The organism is Microbispora sp. NPDC004025 (genome assembly GCF_053604425.1).
On record NZ_JBSGHN010000014.1, the window covers coordinates 160,606 to 173,700 of the forward strand.

At 74.2% G+C, this 13,095-nt stretch carries 8 protein-coding genes; 5 read left to right on the plus strand and 3 right to left on the minus strand.

Annotated elements, in window-relative coordinates:
• Positions 1–4: 4 nt before the first annotated feature.
• Positions 5–2,296 (minus strand): glycoside hydrolase family 3 N-terminal domain-containing protein, encoded by a 2,292-nt coding sequence (locus ACWEQG_RS30090; protein ID WP_452289855.1) that lies wholly within the window; start codon positions 2,294–2,296, stop codon positions 5–7.
• A gap of 194 nt (positions 2,297–2,490) precedes the next feature.
• Here ACWEQG_RS30090 and ACWEQG_RS30095 point away from each other — a divergent pair, with 194 nt between their 5' ends.
• Positions 2,491–3,198, plus strand: a complete 708-nt coding sequence (locus ACWEQG_RS30095) for an MBL fold metallo-hydrolase (RefSeq protein WP_452289857.1) — start codon at positions 2,491–2,493, stop codon at positions 3,196–3,198.
• Here ACWEQG_RS30095 and ACWEQG_RS30100 read toward each other — a convergent pair.
• Positions 3,188–3,481 carry a putative quinol monooxygenase gene (locus tag ACWEQG_RS30100; RefSeq protein ID WP_452289858.1) on the minus strand — a complete coding sequence of 98 codons (294 nt, stop codon included), beginning with the start codon at positions 3,479–3,481 and terminating at the stop codon, positions 3,188–3,190. The two genes, ACWEQG_RS30095 and ACWEQG_RS30100, sit on opposite strands and share 11 nt — an antisense overlap.
• Before the next feature lie 177 nt (positions 3,482–3,658).
• Between ACWEQG_RS30100 and ACWEQG_RS30105 the strand changes: the two genes are divergently transcribed.
• The 4 genes from ACWEQG_RS30105 to ACWEQG_RS30120 all read left to right on the plus strand — a co-directional run bounded on the left by ACWEQG_RS30105 (position 3,659) and on the right by ACWEQG_RS30120 (position 11,573).
• On the plus strand, positions 3,659–7,903 hold the full coding sequence (locus ACWEQG_RS30105) for a glycoside hydrolase family 38 N-terminal domain-containing protein (protein WP_452289860.1): 4,245 nt from the start codon (positions 3,659–3,661) through the stop codon (positions 7,901–7,903).
• Positions 7,900–8,703: a peptidylprolyl isomerase gene (locus ACWEQG_RS30110; RefSeq protein ID WP_452289862.1), complete on the plus strand. Its 804-nt coding sequence runs from the start codon at positions 7,900–7,902 to the stop codon at positions 8,701–8,703. The genes ACWEQG_RS30105 and ACWEQG_RS30110 overlap by 4 nt, the downstream gene beginning before the upstream one ends.
• A 108-nt stretch (positions 8,704–8,811) precedes the next feature.
• Entirely contained in the window at positions 8,812–10,302 is a 1,491-nt protein-coding gene (locus ACWEQG_RS30115; RefSeq protein ID WP_452289864.1) for a WS/DGAT/MGAT family O-acyltransferase, read from the plus strand.
• A 74-nt stretch (positions 10,303–10,376) separates the two neighbouring features.
• Positions 10,377–11,573, plus strand: a complete 1,197-nt coding sequence (locus ACWEQG_RS30120; protein ID WP_452289866.1) for an FAD-dependent oxidoreductase — start codon at positions 10,377–10,379, stop codon at positions 11,571–11,573.
• Positions 11,574–11,611: 38 nt separating this feature from the next.
• Here the strand turns inward: ACWEQG_RS30120 and ACWEQG_RS30125 are convergent, their stop codons facing one another.
• The gene (locus tag ACWEQG_RS30125; RefSeq protein WP_452289868.1) at positions 11,612–12,988 is read right to left on the minus strand and encodes a protein kinase domain-containing protein; all 1,377 of its coding nucleotides are present in this window, start codon (positions 12,986–12,988) and stop codon (positions 11,612–11,614) included.
• Positions 12,989–13,095 lie beyond the last annotated feature (107 nt).

Below are 13,095 nucleotides of genomic sequence, written 5' to 3' on the forward strand. Positions count from 1 at the left end.
GCCGTCATCCGGTGGCGCAGGCCGTCCCGTTGAGCGTGAACGCGGCGGGGGCGGCGTTGGCGCCGCTGTAGGACCCCTGGAAGCCGAAGCTCGCCGTGCCGCCGCCCGCGCCGATGGTCCCGTTCCAGGTGGCGTTGGACGCGGTGACCTGCTGGCCCGACTGGGTGACCGTCGAGTTCCAGTAGCCGGTGACCTTCTGGTTGCCGGCGTAGGTCCACTGGAGCCTCCACCCGTCGACCGGGCTCGACGACCTGTTGGTGATCGTCACGTCCGCGGTGAACCCGCTGCCCCAGTCGTTCACCTTGTACGTCACCACGCACCCGCCGGACGGCGCCGAAGGGCTGGCGCTGGGCGACGGGCTGGGCGACGGGCTGGGCGACGGCGAGGGTGACGGGGACGGGGAGGGCGAAGGCGACGGGCTGGGGGACGGAGAGGGCGACGGGGACGGGCTGGAGCTTGTGTACGTCAGCCCGAAGCTGTACTCGAACAGCGCCTGCTTGCCGTCTCCCGCGTTGATCGGCTGCTGGTCGGCGCTGCGCATCCAGGTCATCGGCAGCTTCGCCGTGGGGGCGTGATCGCCGAACAGCACGTCGGCCACGCCGCGGCCCTCGGTGCCCGGCAGCCAGGCCGCCACCAGCGCGTTCCACTGGTCGAGCTGACCGGCGATGTCCAGCGGCCGGCCGGAGACGAGCACGACCACCAGCGGCACGCCGGACGCCTTGAGCCGCTGCAGCGTGGCCAGGTCGGTCGAGTCCAGGCCCATCGACCCGGTCCGGTCGCCCCGTCCCTCCGCGTACGGCGTCTCGCCCACGACGGCGATCGCCGCGCGGTAGGACGAGTCGATGCCGCTGCCGTCGCGGTTGTAGGTGACCTGCGTGCCGGAGCCGACGGCGTCGCGGATGCCCTGCAGGATGGTGGTGCCGGTGGTGGTGCTCCCGGACGAGCCCTGCCAGCTGATCGTCCAGCCGCCGCTCTGGTTGCCGATGTCGTCGGCGCTCTTGCCGGCCACGAAGATCTTGCCGCCGCTCTTGCCGAGCGGGAGCACGTTGCCCGCGTTCTTCAGCAGGACCAGCGACTTGCGTACGGCCTCGCGGGCCACGGCGCGGTGCGCCGCGCTGCCCACGGTGGAGGTGTAGGAGCGGTCGGTCAGCGGCTTCTCGAACAGTCCCAGCTTGAACTTCTCGGTCAGGATGCGCCGGTTGGCGTCGTCGATCCGCGACATCGCGATGCGCCCGGCCTGCACCTCCTGCTTGAGCAGCGAGACGAATTTCTTGTAGTCGGTCGGCACCATGACCATGTCGACGCCCGCGTTGATCGAGGTGGTGATCTCGCTCGCGGTGAAGCCGGTCTGGCCGTCGAGCTGGTCGATGCCCGCCCAGTCGGTCACCACGAAGCCGGTGAAGCCGAGCTCGCCCTTCAGCACGTCCGTGATCAGGTACTTGTTGCCGTGCATCCTGGTGCCGTTCCAGCTGCTGTAGCTGACCATCACGCTGCCCACGCCGCGCTGCACGGCGGCCCTGAACGGCGCGAGGTGGATCGCGCGCAGGTCGGCCTCGCTCAGCTCGGTGTTGCCCTGGTCCCTGCCGCCCGTGGTGCCGCCGTCGCCCACGTAGTGCTTGGCGGTGGCGAGGATGGAGGCGTTCCCGGCCTTCTGGAAGCCGTCCACGATCGTCGTCATCTGGGTGACGAGCTGCGGGTCCTCGCCGAAGGACTCGTACGTCCGGCCCCAGCGGTCGTCGCGGGCCACGCACAGGCAGGGCGCGAAGGTCCAGTCGATCCCGGTGCCCGACACCTCCTCGGCCGTCGCCCGCCCGACCCGCTCCGTCAGGTCGGGGTCGCGGGCCGCCCCCAGCCCGATGTTGTGCGGGAAGATCGTGGCGCCCACGACGTTGTTGTGGCCGTGCACGGCGTCGACCCCGTAGATCATCGGAATGCCGAGCGGGGTGGACAGCGCCTGCCGCTGGAAGTTGTCGTACATGTCGGCCCAGGACGAGGCGGTGTTCGGCGAGGGCGCCGAGCCGCCGCCGGACAGGATCGAGCCGAGCCGGTACGTCGCGACGTCGGAGATCGTCGTCAGGGCAGACCGGTCGGCCTGGGTCATCTGCCCGACCTTGTCGTCCAGCGACATCCTGGACAGCAGGTCGTCCACCCGCGCCGCCACCGGAAGGGCGGGATCCTTGTACGGTGCGTCCGCCGCCCGCGCGGCTTCGCGATCGGCGGTGAAGACGACGCTCAGCGCCGCGGCGAGCAGCGCCACGAGCGCGGTGACCCAGACGGGCCTCAGCCGGGATGTCATGGTTCCTCCCTCGAAATTCCTGCCGACCGTAGGAATCGGCGGGAATTCGGGTCAATCGACACGACTCCCGGACACTCGCCACCAGCCACGCGCGAGGAAACTTTCACGTCGCGCGGCCCGGCTTCCGCCGCGGGCGGATCCGCTGCGAGCGAAGATCACGCGGACGGGAGGCGCGATCGCTCTAACGTCGCCACATGGACCTGGTGCGACTGCTTCCCCACCTCTACTTCCTGCGCTTCCCCGTGGGCCACGTCTACCTGTGGCGCGATCCCGACGGCCTCACGCTGATCGACTCCGGGCTGCCCGGCTCCGCGCCGCTCATCGAGCAGGCCGTCCGATCGCTCGGGCACGCCCCGTCCGACGTGCGGCGGCTGGTGCTGACCCACTTCCACGAGGACCACACCGGCTCGGCCGCCGAGGTCGCGTCCTGGGGTGACGTCACCGTGTACGCCCACCGCGACGACGCGCCGTACATCCGGGGCGAGGCCGCGGGGCCCCCGCCGATCCTGTCCGGCTGGGAGCGGGAGCTGTGGGACCGGGTGCACGAGGGCATGCCGCAGGTGCCCGCGCCGCCCGTGCGCGTCGACCGCGAGCTGGACGACGGCGACACACTGGACTTCGGCGGCGCGGCGCACGTGCTCGCCGTCCCCGGTCACACTCCGGGCAGCCTCGCGCTCCACCTGCCGGAGGCGGGGGTGCTGTTCACCGGCGACACGATCGCGCGCACCCCCGACGGGCAGGTCATCCTGGGCGTGTTCAACGCCGACCCGGCCGGCGCGGTCGCCTCCTTCGCGCGGCAGGCGGCCCTCGACGTCGAGATCGCCTGCTTCGGGCACGGCGAGCCCGTCACCGAGGGCGCCTCCGGCCTCCTCGGGGAGGCCGCGGCCCGCCTCAGCGGATGAAACCCGTCAGCTCCTCGGCGAACTCGATCTGCGGCTCGGCGACGAGCAGCTCCCCGAACCGGGCCACCAGACCCGAGACGTACGGCGTGGCGAAGTGGGCCTCGCGGGCGTCGTCGTCGACGTACTTCTCGTAGATGATGAACTTGTCCGGGCCCTGCCGGTGGAGCACGAAGGCCAGGGCGCCCTTCTCGTCGCGGGTGGCGGCGGCGATGCCGCGCACGGCCGCCTCCACCTCGTCCGCGTGCTCGGGCTTGGCCTGCAGGATCGCCACGCACACCGACATCGTCGGGTCTCCTCTCGGGCGGGACGGCTGATCGCTGATCATGGTCAGCGTACGGCACTGTCCCCGGCGGCGCGCCTTGCGAAGATCACATGGGTGAGGCCCGCGCGGGCGGGGGATGTCTCGACCGTCACCTGTCCCCCCAGCGGCCGCCGTGGGGAGCCGCAGTTAGGGGTGCGCATGCGCGTCACCGCCGTCGAGTCCACCGAGCTGTTCGTCCGTCCGGCCTCCGGCGAGGGCCCGCGCCAGGTGGTCCGGGTCGTCCTCGGCGAGGTGCCGGACGACGCGTCCCCGGTGGTCGAGGTGACCGGCCCGGGGGTGCGGGGCGAGCACAGGGCGGACGGAGGTCCCCCCGGCATGGTGGTGGGGGTGCCCGTGGTCGTCGAGGTCCCCGTGGAGGTCGCCGCGCCCGCCGCCGTCCCGGGCGCACGCGTCCCGATCACCGTGCGGGCCGCCGCCGGCCGGGAGCGGTGCACGGCTGAGGGGGAGCTGCTCGTGTCCGAGCCGGGCTGGACGGTCTGGATGATCCCCCACTTCCACTACGACCCCGTGTGGTGGAACACCCAGGCCGCCTACACCGCCACCTGGGACCACGCGGGCGGCGCGGCGCAGGCGAACCGGCAGGAGTTCCAGCACGCGGGGTTCGACCTCGTCCGGCTTCACCTGGAGACCGCCAGGAGGGAGCCGGGCTACACGTTCGTGCTCGCCGAGGTCGACTACCTGAAGCCGTACTGGAACGCCCATCCCGAGGACCGGGCGTACCTGCGCCGCCTGCTCGCCGAGGGCCGGTTGGAGATCATGGGCGGCACCTACAACGAGCCGAACACCAACCTGACCGGGCCCGAGGCGACGATCCGCAACATCGTCCACGGGATCGGGTTCCAGCGCGACGTGCTCGGCGGCGATCCGGCGACGGCCTGGCAGCTCGACGCGTTCGGGCACGATCCGCAGTTCCCCGGGCTGGCCGCCGAGGCGGGGCTGACCTCCAGCTCGTGGGCGCGCGGGCCGTACCACCAGTGGGGCCCGATGCTCGCCGGCGGCGGCTGGGGCGACCCGTCGGTGATGCAGTTCCCCTCGGAGTTCGAGTGGGTGTCGCCGTCGGGGCGCGGGGTGACCACCCACTACATGCCGGCCCACTACAGCGCCGGGTGGTGGATGGACTCCGCGCCGACGCTGGAGCAGGCCGAGGCCGCGGTCTACGAGCTGTTCACGCTGCTCAAGAAGGTCGCCGCGACCCGCAACGTGCTGCTGCCCGTCGGCACCGACTACACCCCGCCCAACAAGTGGGTCATGGAGATCCAGCGTGACTGGAACCGCCGCTACGTCTCGCCCCGGTTCGTCTGCGGGCTGCCGCGGCAGTTCTTCGCCGCCGTGCGGGAGGAGGGCGTCCGCCTGACGCCGCAGACGCGGGACATGAACCCGGTCTACACCGGCAAGGACGTGTCGTACATCGACACCAAGCAGGCCCAGCGGCACGCCGAGACGCGGCTCGCCGACGCCGAGAAGTTCGCCGCCGTCGCCACCGCGACCCTCGGCGCGCCCTACCCGCACGCCGCCCTCGACAAGGCCTGGCGGCAGATCGCGTACGGCGCGCACCACGACGGCATCACCGGATCGGAGTCGGACCAGGTCTACCTGGACCTGATGACGGGCTGGCGGGAGGCCTGGGACCTGGGCGGCCGGATCCTCGACGCGTCGCTGCGCCGCCTCGGCGAGGGCCTGACCGGCGTCGCCGTCTGGAACCCCTCCTCCTGGCCCAGGACCGACCTCGTCCGCGTACGGCTGACGCTGCCCGAGCCGGGGGCGTACGGCGTGCGGCTCGAGTCCGGCGGCGGGTTGCTGCTGGAGCATCCCGAGCGGCACCCCGACGGCAGTCTCGCCGCCGTGGACGCGGTCTTCGTCGCCGCCGCCGTGCCCGCGCTCGGATACCGGACGTTCCGGCTGCTGCCCACCGCCGAGCCCGCCCCGATCGGCTGGGTGGTACGCGAGGGGACGCGGATCGGGAACGCCACGCACGCGGTGGAGGTCGACCCCGAGCGCGGCGGGACGGTGTCGAGCCTCACGGTCGAGGGCCGCGAGCTGCTGCAGCGGGGGCGGACGGGCAACGAGCTGCTCGTCTACGACGAGCACCCCGCGCATCCGCGTTTCGGCGAGGGCCCCTGGCATCTGGTGCCGAGCGGCGGGGTGACGGGGTCGGCCGGGGCCCCGGCGGAGGTGACCGTCGCCGAGTGCCCGGCCGGCCGGCGGATCACGGTCACCGGCACGATCGGGCCCGTCGCCTACACACAGGAGATCACCCTGTGGGACGGGCTGCCGCGGGTGGACCTCACCACCCACGTGGACGAGTTCCACGGCTCCGACGTGCTGCTCCGGCTGCGCTGGCCGGTACGCGTGCCGGGGGCGCTGCCGGTCAGCGAGGTCGCCGGCGCCGTCGTCGGGCGCGGGTTCGGCCTGATCGACGTGGACTCCGCGGAGCACCCCTGGACGCTGGACAACCCCGCGCACAACTGGTTCGCGCTGTCGTCCACCGCCCGCGTCGTGCTGCGCTCGCCCGCCGGACGGCCCCTCGGCGCGCGGGCGATCGGCGTCGCCGAGATCGTCGCGCCGCCCGGTGGCGAAGCCGCGGGGCTGAAGGAGCTGGCCGTGGCGCTCGTCCGGCAGGGCGTCACCTCGACGTGCTCCACCGGGCCCGGCCCCCGGTACGGCGACCTCGCCGTGGACTCCAACCTGCCCGACGTGCGCATCGCGGTCGGCACCCCCGAGGAGAACCCGTTCGTCGCCGCGCTGCTGGACGACGCGGAGGCCGCGGAACTGCGCGCGCGTCTCGCCGCCGAGGGCCGGGCCCGCCTGTGGGTGCCGGCGGACGAGCCGCTGGAGAAGGTGTGGGTGCCGGGCGCGGACCTGACCGGCCTCCGCGACCTTCCCGTCCTCGTGGTCTGCGGCGAGGGGGCGGTCGAGGAGCTGGTCGCGGACCTCGCCGACTCGGCCGTGGAGGTGGTGACGGAGTCCGAGCCCGGCACCTGTCTCGACGACTACACGATCGGGCTGATCAACCGGGGTGTCCCGGGCTTCGCGGTCGATCCGTCGGGGGCGCTGCACGTGTCGCTCATGCGGTCGTGCACCGGCTGGCCGTCCGGCGTGTGGATCGACCCGCCGCGCCGCGCCGCGCCCGACGGCTCGAACTTCCAGCTCCAGCACTGGACGCACACGTTCGAGTGCTCCCTGGCGGCCGCCCCCGGCGACTGGCGCGCGGCGGATCTCGTACGGCTCGGCCACGACGTCAACCACCCGCTACTCGCGACCGTGGAGGAGGACGGGCCGGCGGGGGAGTCGCGGTCGTTCCTGGAGACGGGCCCCGGCCTGGTCCTCACCGCGCTCAAGGCGGCCGGGAACCCGATCGCCTCGGGCCGGACGCCCGGCCCGGTGACCGCGCTGACCGCCCGCGTGTACGAGGCCGGCGGCCGGACCGTCCCGCTGTCGGTCGCCACGACGCTCCCCCTGGGAGCGTGGCGGCGGGCCGGCCTGCTGGAGAACGTCACCGGCGACGCCCCCGGCGCGCTCGACGGCATGGAGATCGTCACACTGGTCGCTCCGCTCCGTCCCGGGCCGCCCGCGGACGGCGCGAAGACGGACGGCGCGGGGACGGACGGCGGGACCGTGCGGGAGGTGCGCGAGGTGCCGGAGGTGCCGGGGGCCGAGCCGTACCAGCCGGTCCGCACGCGCTACTGGCTGGACAACACCGGGCCCGCGCCGATGGGCGATCTGCCGGTCGCCGTGCACCTGTCCCCGTCCGACGTGGACGTCGGGGGGCCGGTCGACCTGACGCTGACCATCGCCTCCGCCCTCACGGAGGACCGGGCGGAGGGCGTGGTCACGCTCATCGCCCCCGAGGGCTGGTCGGTGGCGCCCGCCGTCCGGCCGTACGTGCTGCCTCCGGGAGGCCACGCCACCGTGCCGGTGCGGCTCACCCCGCCTCCCGGCGCCGAGGGAGGCCTCCATCTGCTCGCCGCGCGCACCGAGTCCGGCGGCCAGACGTACGAGGACGTGACCCGGCTGCACGTGTTCCGGCCGGGGGAGGGCGGACGGCGGTCGCCGGGGCCGGAGGTGACGCTGGAGGGTCTCGGTCACCCGCCTCACCTGCGGCTGATGCCCGGCGAACGGGCGGAGATCGTCGTCCGGCTGAGCTCGGAGGCGCGGTCGCCGGTTTCCGTGCGGGCGCAGCTCGTCAGCCCCTGGCAGACGTTCGGGATGTTCCCCGAGTGGAACACCGGCGTTGTCGTGCCGCCCGAGGACGAGGCGGAGGTGTGCTTCCCGGTGCGCGTGCCGCCGGGCGTCCGCCCCGGCCGCTGGTGGGCGCTGGTGAAGATCGCCTGTGCCGGGTGGCTGCACTACACGGACACGATCGAGGTCGAGGTCGGACCGTGAGCGGCCCGGATGCTCCCCTGGCCGGTGGCGTGATCGCGGCGATGGTGGGGGAGGAGGTGATCGCGGTCGCCGAGGTCGACCGGCGGCTCCGCCTGCTGCGCGGCGGCCCGCTCGCGGCCCGGCTGCCGGACCCGGGGACGGCCGAGGGCCGCAATCTGCGCCGCTGGGTAGTGCAGGTCATGGTGGCCGAGACGCTGGCCGGGCAGGAGGCGGCCCGCCTCGGCCTGCCGGTGGGGCCCCCAGGCCCGCTCACGGCCCCGCCCGAGAGCGCCGGTCCGTCCGAGAGCGCCGGCCTGTTCCTCACTCCGGCCGCCGCTCTCCGGGCGGGCGGCGTCGCGGCCGCCGTCCTGATGACGACGCCGGCCGCGAGGGCGGTGTGCCGGGCGCTCGCCGCCGGCCGCGCACCGTCGGAGGACGAGGCGCGCGGCTATTACCTGCGCAACCTCGACCGGTTCACCGCGCCGGAGACGCGCTGGGTCCGTCCGTTCGGGCCGGTCCGGCGCGGGCAGATCGCCGGGCCGATCGAGGACGCGGTCTTCGCGGCCCGCGAGGGCGAGACGGTCGGGCCCGTGCAGGGCCCCGGCGGCCCCTGGACCCTGGTCGTCGAGCGGATCGAGGCGGCGCGGCGGGAGCCGTACGCGTCCGTGCGGGAGCGGATACTCGCGGAGCTGGCGGAGGAGAGCGCGGAGCGGGCCTTCGCCCGGTGGCTCGACGCGCGGCACGCCGGCTCGGTCGTCCTCATGCCGGGGTACGAGCACCCCGCCGACCCGGCACAGCCCGACGCCACCCACCGGCACTGAGCCCGCGGCGGCCGTGAGCGGCCGCCGGGCGAAGGGACCGGGGATCCGGGACGGTTCCGGGGTGGCACGGGCGGTCCGAGCCCCGGCTTTCGGGGCAGGTCAGTAGGCATGGCACAGCAAGTCAGCGCCTTCGACGCGCAGTTCCTCAACTTCGAGACGGCCACCAACCTGGCGCACATCGCGGCGCTCACGATCCTCGACCCCGCCGGCAGGCCGGGCGGCGCGCTGACCCGCGAGGACGTGATCGCGCTGCTCAAACGGCGGCTCCATCTCGCGCCGCCGCTGCGCAGGCGGCTGGTCCAGGTGCCCTTCGGACTCGATCACCCCTACTGGGCCGAGGACCGCGAGATCGACTTCGACTACCACGTACGGGACCTGGCGCTGCCTCCTCCCGGCGACGACCACAAGCTCGCCGAGCAGGTCGCCCGGCTGCACGCGGCGCGGCTCGACCGGGGGCGGCCGCTGTGGGAGATCTACCTGATCCACGGCCTGGCCGAGGGCAGGGTGGCGATCTACACGAAGGTCCACCACGCCGCCGTCGACGGTGTCACGGGGACCGAGGTGCTGGCCGCGCTGATGGACTTCGAGACCGAGCCGGCCGACGTGCCGCTTCCGGAGGCCGCGCCGCAGGAGGCCCCCGACGCGGTGGAAATGATCATCAGGGGCGTCGCGCGGGTGCTGGACAACCCGTTCGCCCTGCTGCGGTTCGTGGCCGAGGCGATGCCGCGGCTGGACGAGGTGCCGTTCGTGGCCCAGCTCCCGGGGGCGGGGCTGGTCTCGCGGTTCGTGCGCGGCATCGGCAGCGGCGCCGCCGAGAGCCTGCCGGAGCTGCCGCGCAGGGTGGTGCCGCGCACGCCGTTCTCCGGGCCGATCTCGCGGCACCGCCGGTTCGCGTTCGGTCAGCTGCCGCTGGACGAGGTCAAGCGGATCAAGAACGCCTTCGGCGTCACCGTCAACGACGTCGTCATGGCGATGTGCGCCACGGCGCTGCGGCGCTGGCTGGTGAAGCGGGACGAGCTGCCCCGTCAGCCGCTGGTCGCCGGGATCCCGGTCTCGACCCGGGGGCAGGCCCCCAACGGATCGGCCGCCAACGAGGTCATGCTGACCATGACCACCCTGCCGACGGACGTGGCCGACCCGCGCGACCGGCTGCTGTCGGTGAACCGCTCGATGCGGCTGATCAAGGAACGGCTCGCCGCGGCGCCGGCGGCCTGGCTCCTGGAGTTCAGCCAGGCGATGCCGGCCGCGCTGAGCGCGCTGGCGGCCAGGTCCGCCTTCCGGATCGCCTCGCGCGCCGCTCCCGCGATGAACCTGCTGGTCTCCAACGTGCCGGGACCCCAGCTTCCGCTCTACGTGTGCGGGGCCCGCGTCACCGCGCTCTACCCCATGTCGGTGATCACGGACGTCAGCGGCGGGATCAACATCACCGTTTTCTCCTACGACGGCAGGCTCGGCTTCGGCATCGTCACCGACCGCGACATGGTGCCCGACGTGTGGGACCTCATCGACTACCTCCGGGACTCGCTGGCCGAGTACGGCGCGCTGGCCGGCCGGGCCCGGCCCCGTACGCGCAGGGCGCGCCAGGGCGGAACCGGGTAACGAGAATTTCCCGCAGACCCGTTGATCTTGTTCGTCCCGCGCCGGACAGTGGTGGGGGGCGAAGGAGGACGAGGGTGACAGGGGTCAGGACGGCGCTGGTCATCGGGGGCGGGATCGCCGGCCCGGTCACGGCGCTCGCACTGCGCAGGGCGGGGATCGAGGCCACGATCCACGAGGCCTATGAAACGCCCGCCGACGGCCTCGGCGGCTGGCTGCAGGTGGCGCCGAACGGCCTGGATGCGCTGCGGATCATCGGGGTCGCCGACGCCGTGGAGGCGAGCGGCCGGCCGATCAGGCGCACGGTCATCGGCGACGGCCGGGGCAGGACGTTCGGCGTGTACGCCGGTGTGCCGGGCCTGCCGCCCGGCCACGTCCTGCGGCGCCCGGAGCTGTACCGCCTGCTGCACGACCACGCGGCGGCGCGGGGCGTGCGGGTCGAGCACGGCAGGAGGCTCACCGGCGTCGAGGAGACCGGCGACGGGGTGACCGCGCGATTCGCCGACGGGAGCGCCGCGACCGCCGACGTGCTCGTCGGCGCGGACGGCATCCGCTCCACGGTCCGCACGCTCGTCGACCCGCGGGCGCCGGGCCCGGCGTACGCCGGGCTGATCGCCTTCGGCGGCCGGGCGGATCTCACGGTGCCCGGTCCGCCGGACACGATGCACTACGTCTTCGGCCGGCGGGCCTTCCTCGGCCACTGGACCGGGCCGGACGGCCGCACGCTGTGGTTCGGCAACCTGCCGCGGCCCGAGCCCATGACGGCGGCGCGGGCGCGGGAGGTGCCCGCGGCGCGATGGCTGGAGGTGCTGCGCGAGGCATACGCGGACGACGTGCCCGGCGGCGACCTGCTCCGGCACACCGAGGCCGGCGAGTTGTCCGCCTTGGGCGCGCTGGAGATCCTGCCCCCGGTGCCGCGGTGGCACCGCGGCCGGATGGTGCTGGCCGGGGACGCGGCGCACGCGCCCTCGCCCAGCTCCGGCCAGGGCGTCGCGCTCGCGGTGGAGAGCGCGATCCAGCTCGCCCGCTGCCTGCGCGACCTGCCCGACGTGCCCGCCGCGTTCTCCGCGTACGAAAGGCTGCGCCGGGACAGGGTGGAGAAGATCGCGGCGTCCGCGGCGAGGACGAACAGCAGGAAGGCGTCCGGTCGCGTGGCCCGGATGCTCATGAGCGTCACCGCGCCGATCGCCATGCGGACCTTCGCCACCCCGCGCAGGATGTTCGGCTGGATGCACGGCTACCGGATCGACTGGAACGAGACCGTCGCGCCCTGACCGCGGTCCCCGCCCTTCGCTTCGGGCAGGGGAGCGCGTCACGCGTGGAAGGCGCCCAGCGGGACGCGCCCGCCGGGAAGGCCGGTTCCGCCGTCCGCGCCCCGGCTGTAGGTCCCGCCGGGAGTGACGGGCGTGTCCGATCCCTGGTCGCCCTCTCCCAGCGTCAGCGCCGCGATCCCGGCCGTGAGCAGCAGGGCGAAGACGGCGGCGATCACGGCGAACACGATCGACTGCCGGGACATGCCGGTGCGCGGTGGGGGCGAGGGCACGGGCCCCTGCCCGGGACGCCGCGTCGGCTGACCCGGTGGCCGGTGAGCGGGGGGCCGCCGCTCGGACGGAGGGCTCGGCACCGCGTTCGGCGCGGTCGCCGCCCGGCGTATGTCCTGACCGTACGCGGGAGCGCCTCCGCCGGGGCCGGTGAGCGCGTGCCCCGGCTCGGCCGGCCGTCCCTCCCCGGGATGCCGGCCGTACCCGGCGGATCCGGAGGGAGAGGGGACGCCCCACCCCGGGACGCCGGCCGGGCTCCCCGCACCGGGCGGCTCCGGCCCGGTGGGCCGCGCGCCGTCCCCGGCGGCGGAACCGTCCGCGGCCAGGGCGGCGAGCGCGTCCCGCAGCCCGGCGGCCGTACGGATCCGCTGGGCCGGATCACTGGCCATGCCGTGACGCAGGACGGCGGTGAACGCGGCGGGCACGCCGGGGATGTCGGGGATCGGCAGCCGGTGCAGCGCCATGATGGCCGCGACGTTCACCACGCCGCCGTCGGGGAAACGCGGCGGCCTGCCTCGCAGCAGGGCGTACAACGTGGCCGACAGCGCGTACACGTCCCCCGCGGCGGTGGGCTCGGTGAGGTCGAACGCCTCCGGCGGGGCGTAGGCGGGCGTGAGCGACTCGCGCGTCACCGACACCTCGCCCTGCGCCGCGCCGCCCTGCCCCGGCATCGTGGCCAGCCCGAAGTCCGACAGCGCGACCATGCCGTAGGAGTTGACCAGGATGTTGGCGGGCTTGACGTCGCGGTGGAGGACGCCCAGGGCGTGGGCGGCGGCCAGCGCGTCGGCGATCTTGACGCCGATGTCGCGCACCTCGCGGGGGCCGAGCGGGCCGCCGTCGCGCAGCCGGTCGGCGAGCGACCCGTTGGGGCACAATTCCAGCACCATGTACGGCCGGCCGTCCGGGAGGACGCCCGCGTCGTAGACGTCGGCCACGTGCGGATGGCCGGACAGGGCGCCGGCGGAGGTCACCTCGCGCATGAACCTGCGCCGGTCGCGGTCGGAGACGAGGACCCGGTTGTCGATCTTGAGTGCGACCTCCCGGCCCACCGCGAGCTGGCGGGCGCGGTACACGACCCCGAAGCCTCCCTGGCCGAGGATGCCGAGCACCTCGTAGCCCGGCACCAGCGGCCCGCCCGCCTCGCCCACCCCGCACCTCCGACCCGGCGGAAACCGCGATCACAAATCCCGCGTCCGGCACATTACCGGAGTGATCGCCCGTCGGCCCCGGTCTTGATCCGGACGACGGGGGCAGC